At 71.2% G+C, this 21,081-nt stretch carries 14 protein-coding genes; 7 read left to right on the forward strand and 7 right to left on the reverse strand.

What is annotated here, in order from left to right; genetic code table 11:
- Positions 1 to 50: 50 nt before the first annotated feature.
- The 4 genes from ASF78_RS02310 to ASF78_RS02325 form a co-directional block, all read right to left on the reverse strand.
- A complete protein-coding gene (locus ASF78_RS02310) occupies positions 51 to 3,404 on the reverse strand; it encodes a glycosyl hydrolase (RefSeq protein WP_056587968.1) in 3,354 nt (1,117 codons plus the stop codon).
- Positions 3,405 to 3,860: 456 nt separating this feature from the next.
- Positions 3,861 to 6,002 (reverse strand): glycosyl hydrolase, encoded by a 2,142-nt coding sequence (locus tag ASF78_RS02315; protein WP_056584436.1) that lies wholly within the window; start codon positions 6,000 to 6,002, stop codon positions 3,861 to 3,863.
- Positions 5,999 to 6,730 carry an HlyD family efflux transporter periplasmic adaptor subunit gene (locus ASF78_RS02320; RefSeq protein WP_056584438.1) on the reverse strand — a complete coding sequence of 244 codons (732 nt, stop codon included), beginning with the start codon at positions 6,728 to 6,730 and terminating at the stop codon, positions 5,999 to 6,001. The genes ASF78_RS02315 and ASF78_RS02320 overlap by 4 nt, the downstream gene beginning before the upstream one ends.
- A complete protein-coding gene (locus ASF78_RS02325) occupies positions 6,727 to 8,427 on the reverse strand; it encodes a glycosyltransferase (RefSeq protein WP_056584441.1) in 1,701 nt (566 codons plus the stop codon). The genes ASF78_RS02320 and ASF78_RS02325 overlap by 4 nt, the downstream gene beginning before the upstream one ends.
- 502 nt (positions 8,428 to 8,929) lie before the next feature.
- On the opposite strand from ASF78_RS02325, the gene ASF78_RS02330 reads away from it, so the two are divergent.
- Positions 8,930 to 10,768, forward strand: coding sequence for a bifunctional UDP-sugar hydrolase/5'-nucleotidase (locus tag ASF78_RS02330; protein WP_056584446.1), 1,839 nt, complete (start codon positions 8,930 to 8,932; stop codon positions 10,766 to 10,768).
- Between the two features lie 43 nt (positions 10,769 to 10,811).
- On the opposite strand, the gene ASF78_RS02335 is transcribed toward ASF78_RS02330, so the two are convergent.
- The gene (locus ASF78_RS02335) at positions 10,812 to 11,354 is read right to left on the reverse strand and encodes a TetR/AcrR family transcriptional regulator (protein WP_056584449.1); all 543 of its coding nucleotides are present in this window, start codon (positions 11,352 to 11,354) and stop codon (positions 10,812 to 10,814) included.
- Between the two features lie 53 nt (positions 11,355 to 11,407).
- On the opposite strand from ASF78_RS02335, the gene ASF78_RS02340 reads away from it, so the two are divergent.
- Positions 11,408 to 12,283, forward strand: a complete 876-nt coding sequence (locus ASF78_RS02340) for an alpha/beta fold hydrolase (protein WP_056584452.1) — start codon at positions 11,408 to 11,410, stop codon at positions 12,281 to 12,283.
- On the opposite strand, the gene ppdK is transcribed toward ASF78_RS02340, so the two are convergent.
- On the reverse strand, positions 12,272 to 14,968 hold the full coding sequence (gene ppdK, locus ASF78_RS02345) for a pyruvate, phosphate dikinase (RefSeq protein ID WP_056584454.1): 2,697 nt from the start codon (positions 14,966 to 14,968) through the stop codon (positions 12,272 to 12,274). The two genes, ASF78_RS02340 and ppdK, sit on opposite strands and share 12 nt — an antisense overlap.
- Before the next feature lie 128 nt (positions 14,969 to 15,096).
- Between ppdK and ASF78_RS02350 the strand changes: the two genes are divergently transcribed.
- Together ASF78_RS02350 and ASF78_RS02355 are read left to right on the forward strand one after the other, a co-directional pair.
- Complete coding sequence (locus ASF78_RS02350; RefSeq protein ID WP_082494754.1) at positions 15,097 to 16,593, forward strand: helix-turn-helix domain-containing protein; 1,497 nt, start codon at positions 15,097 to 15,099, stop codon at positions 16,591 to 16,593.
- Between the two features lie 17 nt (positions 16,594 to 16,610).
- Positions 16,611 to 17,258: a response regulator transcription factor gene (locus tag ASF78_RS02355; protein ID WP_056587972.1), complete on the forward strand. Its 648-nt coding sequence runs from the start codon at positions 16,611 to 16,613 to the stop codon at positions 17,256 to 17,258.
- A gap of 6 nt (positions 17,259 to 17,264) precedes the next feature.
- Here the strand turns inward: ASF78_RS02355 and ASF78_RS02360 are convergent, their stop codons facing one another.
- Positions 17,265 to 17,798: a hypothetical protein gene (locus ASF78_RS02360; RefSeq protein ID WP_056584457.1), complete on the reverse strand. Its 534-nt coding sequence runs from the start codon at positions 17,796 to 17,798 to the stop codon at positions 17,265 to 17,267.
- 114 nt (positions 17,799 to 17,912) lie between these two features.
- Between ASF78_RS02360 and ASF78_RS02365 the strand changes: the two genes are divergently transcribed.
- The 3 genes from ASF78_RS02365 to ASF78_RS02375 all read left to right on the forward strand — a co-directional run bounded on the left by ASF78_RS02365 (position 17,913) and on the right by ASF78_RS02375 (position 21,078).
- Positions 17,913 to 19,448 (forward strand): GAF domain-containing sensor histidine kinase, encoded by a 1,536-nt coding sequence (locus ASF78_RS02365; protein WP_056584460.1) that lies wholly within the window; start codon positions 17,913 to 17,915, stop codon positions 19,446 to 19,448.
- A gap of 111 nt (positions 19,449 to 19,559) precedes the next feature.
- Positions 19,560 to 20,144 (forward strand): hypothetical protein, encoded by a 585-nt coding sequence (locus ASF78_RS02370; RefSeq protein WP_056584463.1) that lies wholly within the window; start codon positions 19,560 to 19,562, stop codon positions 20,142 to 20,144.
- A 106-nt stretch (positions 20,145 to 20,250) separates the two neighbouring features.
- Positions 20,251 to 21,078, forward strand: a complete 828-nt coding sequence (locus ASF78_RS02375) for an alpha/beta fold hydrolase (RefSeq protein WP_056584466.1) — start codon at positions 20,251 to 20,253, stop codon at positions 21,076 to 21,078.
- The last annotated feature ends 3 nt before the right edge of the window (positions 21,079 to 21,081 follow it).

Raw genomic sequence — 21,081 nt, forward strand, 5'->3', positions numbered from 1 at the left:
AGGCCGCGGCCCGGCAGCGTGGAGATGCTGCCGGGCCGCGGTGCTGCCCGCTAGCTGAACGTGAACCAGTTGATGTTCATGAAGTCGGCCGGCTGCCCCGAGTCGAACGTCAGGTAGACCGTGTGGGTGCCGGTCGTGGCCTGGATGTTCGCCGGGACCGTCCGCCAGCTCTGCCAGCCACCGGTGTTGCTGATGGCGAAGCTGCCGATGGACGGACCGGTGAGGCTGTCGAGCCGCACGTTGACCAGCCCGCTGATCCCTCCCGCCGCCCCGGACGCGACCCGGGCGCTGAAGGTCCCCTTCGGGATGCTGCCGAAGTTGACGTTGTCGAACCGCACGTGGTCACCGTTGGCGATCCACGCGACGTTCTGACCGCCGCCGGTGTCCGACGTCGTCTCCTTGGCGACGCCCGCCATGCCGGAGTAGGCCTCGGCCTGGATCCGTGAGGTGGCGTCGGTGCCGGTCGACCCGGAGGTCGTGGTGACGGACACGGCACTGCTCGCGGCCGACCGGTTGCCGGCCGCGTCGTACGCCCGGACGGTGAACGAGTAGGCGGTGGAGGCCGACAGGCCGGTCGCCGTGTAGGTCCGGTTCGCGGTCGAGCCGATGACGGTGCCACCCCGCAGGACCTCGTAGCCGGTGACGCCCACGTTGTCCGTGGACGCCGACCAGGCCAGGATGGTCGCCGACGACGTCGTCCCCGAGGCCGTCAGCCCCGACGGGGTCGACGGCGCCGTCGTGTCACCGCTGGCCGCCGACGTGGTGACGGACCGTGCCGTGCTGCTCGACGAGCGGTTTCCCGCCGCGTCCAGCGCCCGGACCGTGAACGAGTAGGTGGTCGAGGCCGACAGGCCGGAGGCGGTGTAGGTGGTGCCCGACGCGGTGCCGACGACCGACCCGTTGCGGAGCACCTCGTAACCGGTCACCCCGACGTTGTCGGTCGAGGCCGTCCACGACAGGGTCGTCGACGACGAGGTGGTCCCCGAGGCGGTGAGGTTCGCCGGCGTCGTGGGTGCCGTCGTGTCGGACGGCACCGTGGTGTTGGAGCTGGCCACCGAGCGCGCCGGGACGGCCAGCGTGACGCCGTTGGAGAAGGTCACCGTGATCGCCGACCCGCTCATGTTCGCCGCCTGGTAGGTACGCACGCCGTTCTTGACGAAGACCGCGTGCAGCGGGGTGTTCGCCGTGACGGACCGGTCGACCGTGCCGAGACCCGACAGGTTCTTCAGCCAGTAGAACGTGTGCGCCCGCGACTCCCCCTCCTCGACCGCGTACGACCCGGCCTGTGCCCGGAACTGCGACAGCGCCGTCGGGGCGTCGGCCAGCGCCTGGAACTCCCAGATGATGTCCTGCCAGACCGTCGCCGGACCGCCGTTGTTGCGTTCGAGCTCGGTGATGTTGCGACTGATGTACGACGGGTTGTAGCCCAGGTACAGGTGCCCTGCGGTGCTCGGGAGCAGGTTGATGCCCTGGATCATCTCCGGCTCGGCGCTGAACCACGTCGAGTACGAGCCGCCGTCGCCCCAGACCATGCCGACCGTCGAGTGCCCGAACGCGGCCGGGAACGCCTCGTCGTCGGTGTCGAACCAGTAGTTCTCGATCGCGGACGCCTGCGTCGTGTAGAGGTAGATGCCCAGGTCACGCACCGTCTTGTTCCCCGTGACCTGACCCCACTGGATGAGACCGCTGGCGAAGTTCATGCCCTCCGACGACGACTCCTGGTTGTTGCCCGCCGCGAACGCGCCGTGCCCGGCCGCCCAGTCGTGACCCGCGTAGATGTCGAAGTCACGCAGGAACGGGAACCGGGTGTCGCTGCGGTCCCAGTTCGCCGCGTCCTTGATGACGGTGTTGACCATGGAGCCGTAGGCGGAGTCCGCCGCCCACGAGGGGTCGAACTGCGCGACCGTGGCAGCCCCCACGACGTAGTAGCCGTAGTGGAAGTGGTGGTCGTTGAGGTCGGTGTCGGAGCCGTAGGACGCGGGGTAGCCGATCAGGGTCCCCCATGACGGGTTGTACCAGAACGACCGGGTGGTCTCCCCGGGTGACGCCGTCATCCAGTCCGTCAGCCGGGTCTTCATCGCACCGACCAGGCTGTCGCGAGCGGAGGTGTTGCCGGTGAGGTTGGCCATGTGGGCGACCTGCGAGGCACGACCGAACGCCTTGCCGGTCCAGTACGTGTCCTCGCCGAAGCCCGCGAACGGGTCGGTGGACGCGACCTGCGAGATGTAGCCGTTCAGCTGGGTCGCGTCCGCGGAGCCCGCGGCGAACCCGGTGTTCGCCAGCTGCGGCAGGACCCCGTTGAACGTCGAGACGGTCTGGAACTGCGAGCTCCCGACCACCACGCGCATCGGACCGCGCGGCGAGGTGTAGGAGTAGCCGCTCAGCGTCGCGCCGGTGAGGTTGTCACGCTGGTGCGGGTAGAGGGCGTAGACCGTCCCCGTGCCGGACCCCTGGCGTGCCGTCGTGGTGAACGCGTAGGTGGCGGTCATCTTGGCGGTGGACTCGTTGTACGACCACGAGACCTTGGTGCCGGTCACGTGGTTGTGCGCGTACGGCGCGTAGGCGCTCAGGGCGGCGGCGCGGTCGGCCGCGCTGCTGCTCGGCGTCGTGGGCAGCACCGCGACGGAGAAGAAGGAGCCGCCGTTCAGTGACGAGCTGATGGTGCTCCCCGACACCGACCAGGTGGACCCGGACGGCGCGAAGGCGGCGTAGTCGTGACCGTTGATCGTGTAGCCGATCGCGGCGTTGCTGTTGCTCCACACGGTCGGCGTGGCGGCACCCGTGAGCGTCGCGTTGCCCCCGGTCTTCGTCGCGTAGACGAAGGGCAGGCCGTGCCCGAACGTCGTGCGCAGGCTGCTGCTGCCGTTGGTCCACAGCTCGCTGACGGTCCAGTCGGAGTAGCCGTCGACCTTGCCGTCGGCGTCGAGCCCGGCGATCCCGAGGCGGAAGTCCTCGGCGTAGTTGTAGTGGTACTCCCCCACGCCCGTGGCGGTCCCGGAGATGCTCGCCGTCGTCGGGTAGCTCACGCCGAGGCCGTTCGTGTACGCGTGGAACGCGAGCGGGTGCGCCATCAGGTTCTCGGAGACCGACGCGCAGTTGAACTTGCGCCACAGCAGCGAGGTCCACCAGTCGTTCGTCGGGATCGCACCGGCCGGGAAGTTCGACGTCACGTGCGCCCGCGGGTTGGTGATGGGGGTGTTGTTGCACTCGGTGGGCACGGCGCCCCCGGTGGGGGTGCCCTCCGCGTAGCTGCCCGCTCCGACCGTCACCGCCTCCGCACGGGGCACGGGCAGCGCGATCGCCTGCACCAGGTACGCCAGCAGGGCGGCGACCGCGATCATCGCGACGAGCCGGCGGTGGTCCAGGGGGCGACTCGACGTGATCGGTCGTGGGTGTGCAGACATCCAGGTGTCTCCGTTCCGGTACGGCACGCCGCGTCGTCCGAGGGGTCGACGACGACGGGCCCGAGGGCGCGATGGTGCGGCCGTCGGTCGACGGCCGGTCGGTCGTGCGGGCCGTCCGGTCCGGCGCAGCGTTGCGTCAGGCCTGGTCAGCCCTGGGCTGACGGCGTCAGCCCGGTGCGGTACGTGCGGGTGGGGAGGCCCGCAGTGAGCCGGCCGTGACACGGGGACCGTGCGCTGGCCTGGGGGTGGATGTCGAGACCACCCGGGTCGCGCACCCTCGACGGTGAGGGAGATCTGTCCAGGTGACTCGTGTCACTCCTCCGCTCACCTTGTGCCCGGACCGGGTGAAAGTCAAGCGGTGGATCACCCCAGACAGCGCCGGTACGACTGCCGGAGCACGACGACGCCCGCCCCGGGGATCCGGAGCGGGCGTCGTCGTGGGGAGCCGAGGTGCGGTCAGCCGGCCGCCGCGATGAACGCGAGCATCGCGGACCGCGAGCTCCCGTCGTCGACCGCGACATCAGGCAGGCTCGTCGCCTCCTGCCACGCCGCTGCCGCGTCGTCCGCGCCGGCCAGCGCCGAGTACATCAACAGGTAGCCGCCGAACTGCACGCCGTACCCGCCGGGAGTCGCCTCCTCGACGGACGCCCGGATCTGGGCCGGGTCGACCCCCGAGGCCAGGGAGACCTGGACCGGGCCCATCGGGATGAGCTGGATGCCGAGGATCGCGCTCGGCTCCGGGCTGAACCACGTGGCGTAGTCCCGCTTCCCACCCCAGTTCAGGGACACCATCGTGTGGTCGAAGCCCTCGAACTGCTCGAGGTCCGGCGCCGTCCAGTAGGTGCGCGCCGTGAGGGCCTCGGTGGACGCGAGCCAGGTGGCCTGCGTCGCGAGGTCCGGCTGGTCCGACGCCTGGGCCCACAGGCCCAGCCCGTTCCAGGCGGTGACCGCCTCCGACGACGACTCCTGGTTGTTCCCGTCCGCGAACGGGGACGTGCCCGACGCCCACGAGTGGCCGGCGTACGGGTCGTACGCCCGCAGCTGCGGCAGCTCGTCGGACGGCAGTGCCGCGGCGATGTCCTGCGCGAGCAGGTCCATCACCGGGGCGAGCTCGCTCGCCAGGGCCGGGTCGTCCTGCGCGAGCAGGCCCGCCGCGGCGAGGATGTAGCCGTCGTGGAAGTGATGGTCGTTGAGCTCGTCCGACCCGAAGGACGGCGTCAGCCCGATCACCGACCGCGCGGCCTCGTCGTAGACGAAGCACCGGGCGTCGCGCGCGGCGCACCCGTCGGGCTCGGCCCACTCCTTGAGGGCATCGACGGTCGTGGCCTTCAGGTCGGCCACCACGTCCTGCGCCCCCAGCTGCTCACCCAGCACGACGAGCGACGCCGCACGGTTGAGCGCCTTGCCGCCGAAGTAGGTGTCCGAGGGGAATGCCGGCGTGGCCGCGACGTCCGCCGTCAGCGCGTCGACGATCGTGGTGCGCTGCTCGTCGGAGATGCCGTCCAGGTCGAGCTGCCGGCTGGCCGGCAGTGCCGGTGCGAACGACGTCAGCTGCGACCCGGCGCACAGCTCCAGGTCCCCGTAGACGCTCGAGTACGCGCCCAGCCCGCAGTCCTCGCGCTCCGGCTGGTCGCCGGTGCGGTGGTGCGGCATGAGCACGTACGCGGCCGGCGCGCCGCCGGCCGTGCGGTAGGTGAGGGTCGTGCGGGCGACCCGGTCGTCGACGCCGTAGGTCACGTCGACACCGGTGACCGGGTCCGCCGCGGCGGTGCGCAGGGTCGTCGCCGCTGCGTCCGTCGCGTCGGGCGGCAGCGCGTACCACGTGGCCGTGGCCCCCGCGCCGAGCGTCGTCGAGGCACCCTCCGTCGTCCCGCCGACGAGCCCCCACTGCGAGGTGCCCGCGTCTGCGGTCGAGCCGCCGTCGGCACCCGGCTCGAACGCACCGCCGGTGACGGTCGAGGTGAGAGTGACGTCCTGCTCCGCCGTGAAGCTGACGAAGGGCGAGCCCGCCGCCACCACCGTCCGGCCGAGCACGGCACCGGCGTCGTCGAGCAGCTCGACGGTCACGCTCACGGGGTCGGCTGCGCTGACCTGCGCGGAGACCGCGCCTGCGTCGACGGTCACCGCCGGCACGTGCGGCGCGATGATGACCTTGGAGTCGACCGTGGGCGACGGAAGCCCGAGCGTGAAGCCCGAGTCCGTGAGCCCGAACGACAGCGGCTCCGCGAACACCGGTTGCGGCTGGTCGCCGAACACGAGCCCGCTGTACCAGCGGTTGCTGGGCGGCACCACGCCGGGCGCGAGGCGCACCGGGTCGATCTTGGCGACGGACTCCCCCGGGACCGCCGCGACCAGTGCCGCCGCGTCGACCTCCGGCACGGTGGCGTCGGGCGGGCCGCTCACGTCGGCGATCGGAGCCGACCCGGGGCCCGCGGCCTCGGCCGGCCCTGGTTCGTCGTCCGCCCAGGGGGCGACGACCACGAGCACCGTCGCCAGGGCGACGACGACCACGCCCGCCACGGCGATCACCCACCACCGGCGCCGGTTCGTGGGCGGGGGTCGCACCTCGGTCAGGGGTCCTGTGGTTCGAGTCGTCATCGGAAGAGTCCTCCCAGATAGGTCTTCACCGAGGCCGCGGTCCGCGTCACCACCCCGTCGTTGTCCAGCTCCAGCTCGGCGGTCACGGGAGTGCCCGCCGACACCAGGCCGTTCTGCGCACCGTCGACGAGCGCGCTGCCCGCCAGGGTCAGGACCGCCTGGGCGCTGCCCGCGACAGTCTCGACCTTCACCTCCGACACGTGGAGGGTGATGGTGCGCTGGTTCGGCAGCACGACCGTCGCCGTGGCGTCGTCCGCCACCCGCGCGTACTCCTTCGGGGTGAGCGTGTACTCCGCCTGCACGTACAGGGTGTCTGCTCGCTGCACCGTCGCCAGCTGCGTGGCCGACTGGACGAACGTGCCGCGCTCGGAGGCGATCTCCGTCACGACGCCGTCACCGGTCGCCAGGACGACGAGCCGACCCTCGGCGTCGATCTGGGTCGCCTCCGTCGAGGTGCGGGCAAAGCCGTTCTTCACGTCGTACTGCAGGGTCGCCGAGTCGATGACGAAGAGCTGCTGGCCGGTCGTCACCGGGTCCCCCACGTCGACCAGCTGGTCGACGACGAGCCCCGAGTAGGGAGTGCCGACGCCGTACGACTTGGCGAGGATCTGCGCGGAGTCGCTGACGGCGAACCCCCGTGTCTCGTTGAGCTGGTAGGTGGCCAGAGCGGCCAGGACGAGCACGACGAGCATGCCCGCGAGGAGTCGGATGCGGCTGGTCCAGGTCATGTGGCACCTCCGGGAAGTGCGGTGGCGGGGACGGTCGCAGGGGTACGGCGCGGGGCACGCTGCGCCTTGAGGGCGAGTCGGGCGCGGTGGCCCTCCTTCCATGCAGTGAGGACGAAGCCGCCGAGGATGAGGGTGTTCGTGGCGTTCCACGCCAGCGCGAGGCTCGGGTAGCCGTTGCCCAGGTCCTTCCAGACGCCGACCACGGTGGTGATGAGCAGGAACTGGAAGAACAGGACCTGCGGCAGCATGAACGCGAACGGCGACCGGTAGGCGCCCTTCTGGCCGGTCACGTGCCACTTCTGGTCCTTCTTGAAGATGGCGTTGATCAGGGCCCGGGTGTAGATCGGGAACGACACCGCGGCGAGCAGGAGCACCTGCCAGCGGAACGAGCCGAGCGTGTAGAACGCCAGCACGATCTGGAGCACGTAGAAGCCCGAGTAGTACAGGAGCCACGTGAGCGGTGTGATCGTGAGGTTCATCGGGGTGAGGTTGAAGTAGATCTGCAGCGGTGGCACCAGGATCAGCAGCAGCGGCGCGATCCCCGTGAGGTAGTGCGTCGCGGTCACCTGGTACTGCAGCCTCTGGTCCATCGTGAGGTTGCGCTTCCGGGAGAACGGGTTGTGCGTGAGCATGATCTCGAAGCCACCGGTCGCCCAGCGCAGCTGCTGCTTGGTGTACGCCTCGACGGTCTCGGGGGTGTCCCCGACGGCGAGCTCGGTCGGGATGTAGACCGTGCGCCAGCCCTTCTCGTGCAGCATCAGCGACGTCCACACGTCCTCCGACTTGGAGTCGGAGTAGATGCCGCCGACGGAGTCCGCTGCGGAGCGCCGGTAGATGACGTTGGTCCCCACGGAGAACGCGGCGTTGAACCGGTTGCGGCCGGGCTGGATGAACTTGTAGAACACCGACTGCATGTAGCCGGCGCCCTTGGAGATGACGGTGTCGAGGTTGCCGTACACCTGCGGCGTCTGGACGAACGCGACGTCGTCGGAGGCGAAGAACGGCACGGTCTCGTGCAGGAACTGCGGGAGCGGCACGAAGTCGGCGTCGAAGATGACGAAGAAGTCACCCTTGGCGATCGACAGGGCGTGGTTGATGTTGCCGGCCTTGGCGCCGTTGCTGGACAGCCGCCGGACGTAGCGGGCGCCGAGCACCGCCGCGAGGTCGCGGACCTCGTCGGAGCGGCCGTCGTCGAGCACCCAGGTGTCGTGCCTGCCGTGCATCGCCACGGCCGCGGTGACCGTGCGCCGGATCGACTCGAGGTCCTCGCCGTACGTCGTGATGAAGACGTCGACGGTGATTGGCCACTCGTCCAGGTACATCCGCCACGACCGGGGGTCGTTCTCGGTGCCGTCCCGGATGATCTCGCCGAGGTCGAAGAGCCGGTCCTGGGCGTGGTGGAAGGAGAAGCCACGGGGGTCGGAGCCGCTGGACAGGACGGTCCACATCGACAGCAGCGCGTGCGCCACGAGGACGGACTCCGCGACGATCACGAGGGTGTACGGCAGCCAGTCCCCCCGGTTGGCCGGGTTGAGCAGGAACACCGCGTAGATGATGACGCCGGCGCAGGCCAGCAGCACCAGCAGCATGAGGGAAGGGCTCTGGGCGGATCCGTTCTCGGTCGCCCTGGTCGGCTTGATCTTGATCTGCTCGGTCTGTCGAGGTTGCATCACGAGCTTGTCGAACGTCGTTGCCATCCTTCGCGCCCTTCGGTCGTCCAGTCGGACGGCCGGGTGGTTCAGAGGCCCACCTGACCGATGTGACAGCGACGTTGGCGCCAGATGCACGAAGGCGACGACCGTGGGATTCCGAGGATCCGGATCCACCGGCGCCGCCGCCTTGGTGATTGCCCACGACGCTACGGAGTGCTCCGGAAACTGTCCACAGGTAGGGCGGTGCACAAGGTCACAACGGCGGAATGTGTCCATGATGCGAGACCGCCACGCTCAGAACGACCATCCGCACGGCGGGTGACACGGGTGCGCGACCAAGGCGTGGACAGATCTTCGCGCCTGCAGGCCACCGCGGGAGGTCCCGTCGGGGCCGCGCGACGAGCTGCTCGAGCAGCCCCCGGACACTCACGACGAACACCCCCGTCGCCCGGTCACGTCCGCTCGACGGGTTCGTGTCGTCGGGTCGGGATACGGTGCCCGGTGCACCGCAACCCGGTGCAGAACCGACGCACGGGAGGTCTGCGACATGCGCACTACCCACCTGCAGCGCGGCAGGGTCAGGGCGGGGGTGGCGGTCACAGCCACTGCCCTCGTCGTGGCGCTCGCCTCGCCTGCGACAGCCGGCGACGGCCACGGGCACGCCCACAGCGCCGACTACCAGCTCACCGTCATGGGCACCACGGACCTGCACGGCAACGCCGTGAACTGGGACTACTTCAAGAACGCCGAGTACGACGACAGCGCCCACAACGACGTGGGCCTGGCCAAGGTGTCGACGCTCGTCAACCAGGTGCGCGCGGACCGGGGTGACCGCAACACGCTGCTCATCGACGCGGGCGACACCATCCAGGGCACCTCGCTGGCGTACTACTACGCCAAGATCCAGCCCATCTCGAAGCGCGTCGAGCACCCGATGGCGGCGGCGATGAACGCGATCGGCTACGACGCCGCGGCGCTCGGCAACCACGAGTTCAACTACGGCATCCCCTACCTGCGCACGTTCGAGAAGCAGCTCGACTTCCCGCTGCTGGCGGCGAACGCGACCAACGACAGGAACGGGCGCCCGGCGTTCGCGCCGTACATGATCACGACCGTCCGGACCCCGAACGGCAAGGCGGTGAAGGTCGGCATCCTCGGCCTGACCAACCCGGGCATCGCCATCTGGGACAAGGCGAACGTCGAGGGGCAGATGAGCTTCGGCGGCCTCGTCGAGCAGGCCGCGAAGTACGTGCCCGAGATGAGACGCAAGGGTGCCGACGTGGTCGTCGTCTCCGCGCACTCGGGTGCCGACACGTCGTCGTCGTACGGGGACGCACTGCCCTTCCCGGAGAACGCCGCGACCCTCGTCGCGGAGCAGGTGCCGGGCATCGACGCGATCCTGGTGGGTCACGCCCACCAGGAGATCGCCGAGCGCGTCGTCACCAACACGGCGACCGGCAAGCCCGTCGTCCTGTCCGAGCCCCTGAAGTGGGGTCAGCGGCTGTCCGTGTTCGACATCGACCTGACATACCGCCGGGGCCACTGGACCGTGCAGTCCGTGGACGCGTCGGTGCTCAACGCGAGCACCGTCCCGGAGGACCCGAAGATCATCCGCCTGCTCGCCGACGAGCAGCAGACGGTCGTCGACTACGTCAACGGCGTGATCGGCACGTCGACCGAGGCCATGTCCGCGGCGACCGCCCGGTACGAGGACACCGCGGTGCTCGACTTCATCAACTACGTGCAGGCGGGGGCCGTCCAGGCGGAGCTCACCGGCGCCGATGCGGACCTGCCCGTGCTGTCGATCGCGGCCCCCTTCAACAAGGACGCCGCGATCCCGCAGGGCGACGTCTCCGTCCGGGACATCGCCGGCCTGTACATCTACGACAACACGCTCCTGGGCATCAAGCTCACGGGCGCGCAGGTCAAGGCCTACCTGGAGAAGTCGGCGGAGTACTTCAAGGCCGCCCCCGCTCCCGGCACGTACGCGGCCGCCGACCTCACCAACGCGGTGACGCCGACGGCCCCGAACGGCACGCCGGACTACAACTACGACGTCATGGGTGGGCTCGACCAGCCGCTGACCTACGACATCGACCTGGCACAGCCCGTCGGCAGCCGCGTGGTCGGGCTCGCCTACGGCGGTGTCCCCGTGACGGACGGGCAGGAGTTCGTGGTCGCGATCAACAACTACCGGCAGTCCGGCGGGGGCAACTTCCCGGGCGTCACGGCGGCCCCGGTCGTCTACAACCGGCAGGTCGAGATCCGGCAGCTGCTCATCGACTGGGTGAGCGCCAACCAGGTGGTGGACCCGGCGGTGTTCTCGTCGACCAACCCCGACTGGCAGCTGACGTCCGGCGGCACGCCGCTGACCGTCACGCCGTAACGCTGCGCGCGGGCGTCGCACCTCGCGGGGTGCGGCGCCCGCGTCACGCCAGGCCGGCCAAGATCACGAGCTCGAGCGCGGGCCGTGGGTCCGTCTGGTCGCCGCGAGCGATGCTGTGCAGGATCAGCCCCTCGGCGCACGCCATGACGGCGGCGGCGCCGGTGGCGGGGTCGGAGGACCCGAGGCGCGCGAGGACCGGCACGACCTGCGCCTCCATCGCGCGGCGGCCGGACGACAGGGTGTCCCGGAGCGCAGCGTCGTGGCTGGCCTCCATGAACAGGACGAGCCGTGCGGTGGTGAGCGTCCGCTGGGCGGTCGTCGTGTGGTGGACGAGGGCGGCGACGGCGTCCACCAGCTCGTCCGCCGACGCGGGCGCGAACGCGGTGCCGACCTGAGGCATCTCGCGCTGGAGGATCCGCTGGGCCACCCCCGCGAGCAGGGCGTCCCGGGTGCGGAAGTAGTTGGAGGTGGAGCCTCGGGCGATGCCGGCGCGGTCATCCACGCGGCCGTGCGTGAGCGAGCGCAGGCCCTCGGTCCCGAGCAGGTCGATCGCGGAGTCGAGCGCACGGTCGCGCAACGTCGTCACGTGGGCACTATAGACATAGTGACTCACTACTACGACCGTAGTAGCCTGCGTGGATGGCCACCCTCCCGGCTCTCGACGGGGTCACGCACCGGTTCGTGGAGCTCCCCGGTCTGCGCATGCACGTCGCGGAGGCAGGGAGCGGCCCACCGGTGCTGCTGCTGCACGGCTTCCCGCAGCACTGGTGGGAGTGGCGCAAGGTCGTCCCGGACCTCGCCCAGGATCATCACCTGATCTGTCCGGACCTGCGCGGTGCCGGGTGGACCGCCGCCCCCGCGGGCGGGTACACCCGGGAGCAGCTGCTCGCCGACGTCCTCGCCCTCCTGGACGCTCTCGACGTCGAGCGAGTCGACCTCGTCTCGCACGACTTCGGGTCCATCCTCGGGTTTGCCCTGTGCCTCGAGCACCCCGACCGCGTGGGCAGCCACCTCACGTTCGGTGCCGGGCACCCGTTCGTCCGCTTCCACCCGCGGATGCTCGGAGTCCTGTGGCGGCTCTGGTTCCAGGAGGTCATCGCCACCCCAGGTCTCGGCCCCTGGGCGCTGCGGTCGGGGCGTCTCCCGCGGCACCTCCTGCGCTCCCCGACCGTGCCGGACGCGTGGTCGGACGAGGACGTCGAGCTCTTCGTCGCGCCGCTGCGGGACCGCGCCCGTGCCCGGGCCGGGTCCGCGCTCTACCGCAACGTCATCCTGGGCGAGGTCGGCCGGATCTCCCGGGGCGTGTACCGCGGTGCCCACCTGAGCACCTCCACCGTCGTGCTCTACGGAGCCGACGACGAGGCAGGGCTGCCGCTCGAGCTGCTCGGCGGGTACGAGGGCTGCGCGGACGACCTCCGGCAGGAGCTCGTCGCGGGCGCCGGGCACTTCGTCGCCGACGAGCGACCGGACGCGATCGTCGACCACGCCCGGGCGCTGTTCGCCTCACCCGGCTGACGACCCCCGGGCCACCGCCGCCCGACCCGCTTCGAGCCGGGCGATCGGGACGCGGAACGGTGAGCACGACACGTAGTCCAGACCGACGTCGTGGAAGAAGTGGATCGACTCCGGGTCTCCCCCGTGCTCGCCGCACACCCCCAGGTGCAGCCCGGGCTTCGTCGACCGCCCGCCCTCGACACCTGCCCGGACCAGCGCGCCGACCCCGTCGGCGTCGAGCGTCTCGAACGGGGAGATGGTGAGCACCCCGTTCTGCAGGTAGTCCGCGAAGAACGCCCGCTCGACGTCGTCGCGCGAGAAGCCCCACGTGGTCTGCGTCAGGTCGTTGGTGCCGAACGAGAAGAAGTCGGCCTCCTCCGCGATGCGGTGCGCCGTCAGCGCGGCACGGGGCAGCTCGATCATGCAGCCGATGGGGACGTCGAGCGGGACGCCGGACGACGCGCTGACCTCCGCCAGCACACGTTCCGCCTCCTCGCGCACCAGCTGCAGCTCCCGCACGGACCCGACGAGCGGCACCATGATCTCCGGCCGCGGGTCCCGCCCCGCCTGGCGCAGCTGCACGGTCGCCTCGGCGATGGCCCGGACCTGGAGCGCGAACAGTCCCGGCAGCGTCAGGCCCAGCCGGACGCCGCGCAGCCCGAGCATCGGGTTCTGCTCGTGCATCCGCTCCACGGCCGCCAGGAGGGCGACGTCCGTCGGGTCCGGCTCGGCCGCGACGGCGACCTTGACCGCGAGCTCGGTGAGGTCGGGCAGGAACTCGTGCAGCGGCGGGTCGATCAGGCGGATGGTCGTCGGCAGCCCGTCCATGGCCTCCAGCAGGCCGGCGAAGTCGTCGCGCTGGAGCGGCAGGAGCGCGTCGAGCGCGGCCTGCCGGGCGTCGTCGGTGTCGGCCAGCACGAGGCGTTCGATGTACTGGCGACGCTCGCCGAGGAACTGGTGCTCGGTGCGGCACAGGCCCACCCCCTCGGCACCGCGGGCCCGGGCGCGCCGGGCGTCGTCGGCGGAGTCGGCATTGGTGCGCACGTGCATCCGGCGCACGTGGTCGGCGTGCCGGAGCACGCGGTCCACGGCCGTGACCAGCGCGCGGGCCTCGGGGTCGGCCGCGGCCGCGAGCCCGGCGTCCAGCCCGTCGGAGACGTAGACCATCACCGGGGAGTCCACGACGGGGACCTCGCCGCGGAACACCTCGCCGGTGGAGCCGTCGATGGCGATGGTGTCCCCCGCGCGCAGCACCTCGCCGCGCACCCGGACCTCGCCGCGGGCAGCGTCGACGTCGAGCTCCTCCGCACCGACGACGGCGCACGTCCCCATCCCGCGGGCGACGACGGCGGCGTGCGACGTCTTCCCGCCGCGGGCGGTCAGCACACCGTCGGCGACGATCATGCCCTGCAGGTCGTCGGGGTTGGTCTCGCGGCGGACCAGGATCACGTGCGCGCCGGCCGCGGTGCGCTCCAGGGCCTGGGTGTTGTCGAGCACGATCTCGCCGACGGCGGCGCCGGGGGACGCCGGCATCGCGCGGGTCAGCAGCTGTCGCGCAGCACCGGCGTCGAACTGCGGGAACAGCAGCTGGCTGAGCTTGTCGCCCGTGCAGCGCGTGATCGCCTCGTCCATCGTGATGAGACTCTCGTCGACCAGCTCGGTCGCGATCCGGAACGCGGCCGCCGCCGTCCGCTTGCCCACGCGCGTCTGCAGCAGCCAGAGCTTGCCGCGCTCGATGGTGAACTCGATGTCGCACAGGTCGCGGTAGTGCGTCTCGAGCCGACGCATCGCGTGGCGCAGCGCGTCGTACGAGACCGGGTCCAGCACCTCCAGCTCCGCCAGCGGCAGGGTGTTGCGGATGCCCGCGACGACGTCCTCGCCCTGCGCGTTCGGGAGGTAGTCGCCGTAGACGCCGGTCTCCCCCGTCGACGGGTCCCGCGTGAAGCAGACACCGGTTCCCGAGGTCTCGCCGAGGTTCCCGAACACCATGCTCACGACGTTGACCGCCGTCCCCAGGTCGTGCGGGATGCGCTCGCGCCGCCGGTACAGACGCGCCCGGTCGGTGTTCCAGGAGTCGAGGACGGCCTCGATCGCCATGTCGAGCTGCTCGCGCGGGTGCTGGGGGAACTCGCGGCCGGTCTGCTCGACGACGACGTCCTTGAACGTCTGCACGAGCACGCGCAGGTCCTGCGCGGACAGGTCGACGTCCGTGACGGCGCCGACAGCGGCCTTGCGCTCGTCGAGCGCCGTCGCGAAGAGGTCGCCGTCGATCCCGAGGACGGTCTTGCCGAACATCTGGATGAGCCGCCGGTAGGAGTCCCACGCGAACCGCTCGTCGCCCGAGAACTCGGTCAGCCCCTTCACCGACGCGTCGTTGAGCCCGATGTTCAGGACCGTCTCCATCATTCCGGGCATGGAGAACTTCGCCCCGGACCGGACGGAGACGAGCAGCGGCTCGTGGAAGTCGCCCAGCCGGCGCCCGATCGTGTCCTCGATCTCCCGGACGGCGAGCGTCACCTCGACACGCAGCTCGGGCGGGACGTGCCCGTCGCGCATGTACGCCCGGCAGGCCGCGGTGGTGATCGTGAAGCCCGGCGGCACCGGCAGGTCGAGGTTGGTCATCTCGGCCAGGTTGGCGCCCTTGCCACCCAGGAGGTCCTTCTGGTCCTTGTCACCGTCGCGGAACCGCGAGACATACGACGTCATGAAGGGCTCCTGTTCGCAGGGCTGGCCGGGAGGAATTCCCGACTCCTTCAAGCGTCCACGGTACTCGCGGAGATCCTCAAGGGCGCCGCGAGCGCAAGAATCTGCATTGTTGGCCTACGGTCAACGTCATGGCGACGAACTCCCCCCGTCCGGTCATCGACCTGCCGAGCGACCCGCGCGAACCGGCCGCCGCGGGGAGCCAGATGCTCCTGCTCGGCCGGCGGATACGGCACGCCCGCACCGAGCGAGGTCTCACGCTCGACGAGCTCGGGCAGCTCGTCGGCTCGACCGCCAGCCAGCTGTCGCTGGTCGAGAACGGTCGGCGCGAGCCGCGGCTGAGCCTCTTGCAGTCCCTGGCCTCGGCACTGGGAACCACGACGACGGACCTGCTGGACGCCGCGCCGCCGTCCCGGCGTGCCGCCCTCGAGATCGACCTCGACCGCGCGCAGGGCACGGCGACGTACGCGGCGTTGGGCCTGCCGACGGTGCGGCCGGCGAAGAACCTGTCGACGGAGGCGCTGGAGGCGTTGGTCGGGCTGCACCGCGAGCTGGCGCGGCGGGACGACGCCGCCATCGCGACGCCCGAGGAGGCCCGCCGTGCGACGACGGCGTTGCGCCTGTGGATGCGGGAGCGCAACAACCACCTGCCCGAGATCGAGACCGCCGCCGAGGACCTCGTGCGACGGGCGGGGTACACGACGGGCGCCCTGACCCACAGCGCGGTCGCGTCGATGGCCGCCGACCTCGGCTTCACGCTGATCCACGTCGACGACCTCCCGCACTCCACGCGCACGGTGACCGACCTGGCGAACGGCCGCATCTACCTGCCCCCGGCGTCCATCCCGGGTGGCCACGGCCTGCGCTCCCTGGCGCTCCAGGCGATCGCGCACCGCGTCCTCGCCCACTCGACGCCGCGCAGCTACGCGGACTTCTTGCGCCAGCGCGTCGAGATCACCTACTTCGCCGCCGCCTGCCTCATGCCCGGCACGGCCGCGGTCGCGCACCTCAGCGCCGCGAAGCGCCGCAAGGAGCTGGCCGTCGAGGACTTCCGCGACTCGTTCGGCGTCACGCACGAGGCTGCCGCCCAGCGGCTCACCAACCTGCTGACCGAGCATCTCGACATCCGCCTGCACTTCCTGCGCGTGGGTGACGACGGCACCCTGTTCAAGGGCTACAGCAACGATGCCGTGAAGTTCCCCACCGACGGCACCGGCGCCATCGAGGGCCAGGTCGTGTGCCGCGAGTGGGCGGCCCGCTCGGCGTTCACTCGTCGCGACCGCGCCGGCGAGTACTACCAGTACACCGACACGCCCGAGGGCACGTTCTGGTGCACCACGCAGACGGGCTCGACGTCGGCAGGCGGGTTCTCGATCACGGTCGGCGTCCCGTTCGGTGCGGCGAAGTGGTTCCGCGGTCGGGACACGACGAGGCGTCGCGAGTCCCGGTGCCCCGACCCGACCTGCTGCCGGCTCCCCGACCCCGGGCTGGCCGCGCAGTGGGCCCCGCACGCCTGGCCGAGCGCGGCGGTGCACGCGCACGTGCTCTCGCCGCTGCCCACGGGGGCATTTCCCGGCGTCGAAGATGCCGAGGTCTACGCGTTTCTCGACCGCCACGCACCCCGGTGATGGTGCACAGTGGCGCCATGCCACAGATCCGGGTGTTCCTGCTCGACGACCACGAGGTCGTCCGTCAGGGTCTTCTGCGCCTCCTCGAGTCGACCGCCGACATCACCGTCGTCGGCGAGGCGGCGACCGCGCAGGAGGCCCTCGTCCGCATCCCTCGCTCCGAGGCCGACGTCGCGCTCCTCGACGTGCGCCTGCCGGACGGCAGCGGCATCGAGGTGTGCCGCGAGCTCGCCTCGACGGCGCCGGGCGTCCGCTGCCTCATGCTCACGTCCTTCGAGGACGACGAGGCGCTCCTCGCGGCGATCACCGCGGGCGCGGCGGGGTACGTGCTCAAGGAGATCCGGGGCTCGCAGCTGCTCGACTCGATCCGTCTCGTGGCGAGCGGGAGGTCGCTGCTCGACCCCGCGACCACCGAGCGTGTGCTCGCCCGGCTGCGCGAGTCGCACCAGCGCGACCCGCGTCTGGACCTGCTGACCACCCAGGAGAGCGTCGTGCTCGACCTCATCGGGGAAGGGCTCAGCAACCGGGAGATCGCCGACCGGATGTTCCTCGCGGAGAAGACCGTGAAGAACTACATCTCGAGCCTGTTGGCCAAGATCGAGGTGCGCGGACGGACGCAGGCAGCCCTGTTCATCACCGAGCAGAACCGCCTGCACCCCGAGTAGACCCGCTCAGCGCGTCGCGCTCCCGACCGGACCCGACAGCAGGCTGACCAGGCTCACGCCCCAGGACCGCGCGCGGTCGAGCTCCCCGTCGCGCAGCGGACCGCGGATCCCCAGCACCCAGAAGCTCTCCGCCTCGGCCGAGACGTGGAAGCCGTCGCGGCGCAGCACCCGCCACGCACCGACCGCGGCGGAGCCGGGGACGTGCGGGGTGTGGATACGGGTGTCGAAGGTCGCCGCGTGCACCGGACGCTCGGGGTGCTCGAGCTCCCGGAGCCACTCCCGCACCCCGATGCCCGGGACGGGCGAGTCCACGCCGGCCTGCCGCTGCGCGTCCTCGCGCGTCCGCGGCCTGCTCATGCCGAACGCCTGCGTCGGCGCGCCGACGACCAGCAGCTCCAGCTCGGGCGGCAACCGGCGCGGGGCGGACCCGACATCGCGCAGCGCCGCGTCCGGCAGACGTTGCCGCATGCCCTCCCAGACGGCCCGCGCCACCCGCTCCGTGTTCCCGAACGACGACTCGTACACCACCAGTGCGCGCATCGTCCTCACCTCCTCGTGTCTCGGTCTCGCGTCACCTCCAGGGTTCGCCCGGCGTTCGTCGCCACCCAGGGTCGAAAGGCCTGGATCGCCCGACGATCTGCCTATGCTCCGACCATGCGGCCCGACGCCATCGAATCCGGCTCCGAACGTGACGACCGCCTCGAGGCGATGATGGACGCGGTCGTCTCGATGACCGCCGACCTCGACATGGCCACCGTCCTGGAGCGGTTCGTCGCGGCCGGGTGCAGCCTCACCGGTGCCCGGTACGGCGCCCTGGGCGTGCTCGGGGAGCACGGGGGGCTGCAGGAGTTCGTGTACCAGGGCATCGACGAGCAGACGGCGCTGCTGATCGGTCACCTGCCCGAGGGTCGCGGTGTTCTCGGTCACCTCTCGACCGCCCCGGACGTGCTGCGCCTGCACGACCTCGCCGACCACCCGTCGTCGGTCGGGTTCCCGGCGCACCACCCGCCGATGCAGACGTTCCTCGGGGTGCCGGTGCGCGCCCGCGGCGCGGTGTTCGGCAACCTGTACCTCACCGACAAGCTGGGCCCGGAGGGCACCCCGATCGACTTCACCGCTCGCGACGAGCAGGTCGCGGTCGCGCTCGCCGCCGCGGCCGGTGTGGCGGTGGGTCACGCCCGCGCCTACCACCAGGCGCGGGAGCACGAGCTGTGGCTGGAGACGGCGGCCGCCACCTCGTCGTGGCTCACGGGCGACCTGCCCCGCGACGTGGCCCTGGACGCCGTGCTGGCACGGGTCCAGGAGAGCGCCCGGGCGACGGGCTCGGCCCTCTACGGGGAGACGGACGAGCTGCCGACGGCCCTCGCCGAGGAGCTCGCCGGCGTCTGGCCGGCGCTGCGCGAGCAGGCGGACGGGACCTGGGCGCTGGCACTCCCCCTGCGCAGCGGTGACCGGTGGATCGGCGCCGTCGAGGTGTCCTGGCCCGCGGGTGACGCGCCCCGGCTGGACCTGCCCAGCATCGCCGGGTTCGGCGAGCAGCTCGCGCTCGCGCTCGACGTCGCGGACGCCCAGGCGGACCGTGCGAGGCTGGCAGTCCTCGAGGACCGGGAGCGGATCGCCCGGGACCTGCACGACATGGTGATCCAGCGACTGTTCGCCATCGGGTTGGACGTCCAGGGTGCCGCCGCGCAGGACGCCGTCCGGCCGGAGGTCGCCCGCAGGCTCGAGGCCGCCGTCGACGACCTCGACGAGACGATCAAGGACGTGCGCACCACGATCTTCCGCCTCGGTGCACGGTCCGACGGCACGGGCACGGGTCTGCGTCACCGGATCGACGCCGAGGTGGTCGGCGCCCGCCAGGTCCTCGGGTTCCTGCCGCGCCTGCGCACGGACGGGGTGACCGCGACGGTGCCCGACGACGTCGTCGAGGACGCCGTCGCCGTGGTCAGGGAGGCACTGGCGAACGTCGCCCGGCACGCCCGGGCGCACGACGTGGTGGTCCGGGTGCAGGTGGGTCCGAACCTCGTGGTCGAGGTCCAGGACGACGGCGTCGGGATCCCGGCCGACGTCGCTCGCCGCAGCGGGCTGGCCAACCTCGAGAACCGTGCCGCGCGCTGGGGCGGCTCCGTGGCCGTACGCGCACTGCCCGAGGGTGGGACGCACCTGCGCTGGTCCGTGCCGCTGTCCTGACGCGAGGACCTTCGACCCTGTGGCGGCCCCGGTGGGCCGAGCAGTCTGGAGCCGTCAGCACGGTTCAGCACAGATCCTTCACGGGATCGCCACGAAGGGGAGTCGATCGTCATGGCCACCATCCACCCCGAGGTCAGCACCTCGACGCACCCGGCCACCCTGGTCGAGGACGACCTGGTCACGTCGTCGACGGGCCGTCGCTGGCTCGCCGTCACGAGGCTGGCCACCGGATTCATCTTCCTGTGGGCCTTCCTCGACAAGACCTTCGGCCTGCACTACAGCACCGGCGCTGCGGTGGCCGAGGGTTCACCGAGCCTGTCGTGGCTCGACGGGGGCACCCCGAGCCAGGGCTTCATGACGTTCGGCTCGGTCGGCCCGTTCAAGGACGTCTTCGCCTCCATGGCGAGTCCCGTCACCGACTGGCTCTTCATGCTCTGCCTGCTGGGAGTCGGCACCGCCGTCATGCTCGGCATCGGCCTGCGGGTCTCTGCCGTCGCCGGGTCGCTGCTCATGCTGTCGATGTGGGTGGCCGAGTGGCCGCTCCTGCAGGGCTCGACCAACCCGGTAATGGACTACCACGTGATCTACGCGCTGGTCCTGGTCGTCTGCGCGACGCTCCTCGCCGGAGACACCTGGGGCCTCGGTCGCCGGTGGGCGAAGCTCCCGCTCGTGCAGCGGTTCGGCTGGCTGCGCTGACCCGACAGGGTCCTGTCCGGAGCGGCACCTCGGTCCTGAGGTGCCGCTCTCGTGTCGTCGGGCGACACGCTCGCCAACGCGGTGCCGCTCTGCCACGATCTGTCGCATGGTGGACAACGGCGCCGGGTGGACCGAGAGCACCGTCGAGGTCGAGGGCCACGACGTCTTCTACCGGGAGAGCAGCGACGTCCCGGGCGCGCTGCCGATCGTCCATGTGCACGGCTTCGGGATCTCGGGCGCGTACCTCATGCCGACTGCCCGCATGCTCGCGTCGCGCGCCGTCAACCTGGTCCCCGACCTGCCGGGCTACGGCAAGAGCGAGAGCTGGGGCTACACCCTCGGCATCCCGGCGCTCGCGGTCGCCCTCCTGCACATCCTGGACGAGCTCGGACTGGACAAGGTCGTCCTGGTCGGCAACTCCATGGGCTGCCCCATCAGCCTCGAGGTGGCCCACGCCGCACCCGACCGCGTCGACCGGATCGTGCTGGTGTCGCCCGCGGGTGGCATCCACAACCAGGGGCTGGGCCGTGCGGTCCGGCAGCTGGCGATGGACAGTGCGCGGGAGAACCGCAGGATGGCCAGGGTGGCCGTGCCCGACTACCTGCGGTTCGGTCCGGTCAACACGTTCCACCTCTTCAGCGAGATGACGCGCTTCCCGTCCCTGGAGCGACTCCTCAAGACCCCCGTACCGACGCTGGCGGTCATCGGGAGCAAGGACCCGCTGATGGCACCGCCCGCGCGGGTCCGGGAGGTGAGCCGCCTGGCTGCGGCCCACACCACCGTCGCCCTGATCGAGGGTGCCGCGCACGCGATCAACTTCAGCCACCCCGGTGAGCTCTCGCACGTGATCTCGTCCTGGCTCGACGGGCGCGAGATCGTCGACGACCCCGGCTCCCCCGGCTACACCCGGGTGCTGCAGCTCCCGCGCAGCTGAGCC

Source organism: Cellulomonas sp. Leaf334 (assembly GCF_001424195.1).
GTDB lineage: Bacteria > Actinomycetota > Actinomycetes > Actinomycetales > Cellulomonadaceae > Cellulomonas.

What these genes read in the sequence shown, in the direction of transcription:
- ASF78_RS02310 (WP_056587968.1), bottom strand. Translation starts at nt 3,404, where the DNA reads ATGTCTGCACACCCACGACCGATCACGTCGAGTCGCCCCCTGGACCAC.
- ASF78_RS02315 (WP_056584436.1), bottom strand. Translation starts at nt 6,002, where the DNA reads ATGACGACTCGAACCACAGGACCCCTGACCGAGGTGCGACCCCCGCCC.
- ASF78_RS02320 (WP_056584438.1), bottom strand. Translation starts at nt 6,730, where the DNA reads ATGACCTGGACCAGCCGCATCCGACTCCTCGCGGGCATGCTCGTCGTG.
- ASF78_RS02325 (WP_056584441.1), bottom strand. Translation starts at nt 8,427, where the DNA reads ATGGCAACGACGTTCGACAAGCTCGTGATGCAACCTCGACAGACCGAG.
- ASF78_RS02330 (WP_056584446.1), top strand. Translation starts at nt 8,930, where the DNA reads ATGCGCACTACCCACCTGCAGCGCGGCAGGGTCAGGGCGGGGGTGGCG.
- ASF78_RS02340 (WP_056584452.1), top strand. Translation starts at nt 11,408, where the DNA reads ATGGCCACCCTCCCGGCTCTCGACGGGGTCACGCACCGGTTCGTGGAG.
- ppdK (WP_056584454.1), bottom strand. Translation starts at nt 14,968, where the DNA reads ATGACGTCGTATGTCTCGCGGTTCCGCGACGGTGACAAGGACCAGAAG.
- ASF78_RS02350 (WP_082494754.1), top strand. Translation starts at nt 15,097, where the DNA reads ATGGCGACGAACTCCCCCCGTCCGGTCATCGACCTGCCGAGCGACCCG.
- ASF78_RS02355 (WP_056587972.1), top strand. Translation starts at nt 16,611, where the DNA reads ATGCCACAGATCCGGGTGTTCCTGCTCGACGACCACGAGGTCGTCCGT.
- ASF78_RS02360 (WP_056584457.1), bottom strand. Translation starts at nt 17,798, where the DNA reads ATGCGCGCACTGGTGGTGTACGAGTCGTCGTTCGGGAACACGGAGCGG.
- ASF78_RS02365 (WP_056584460.1), top strand. Translation starts at nt 17,913, where the DNA reads ATGCGGCCCGACGCCATCGAATCCGGCTCCGAACGTGACGACCGCCTC.
- ASF78_RS02370 (WP_056584463.1), top strand. Translation starts at nt 19,560, where the DNA reads ATGGCCACCATCCACCCCGAGGTCAGCACCTCGACGCACCCGGCCACC.
- ASF78_RS02375 (WP_056584466.1), top strand. Translation starts at nt 20,251, where the DNA reads ATGGTGGACAACGGCGCCGGGTGGACCGAGAGCACCGTCGAGGTCGAG.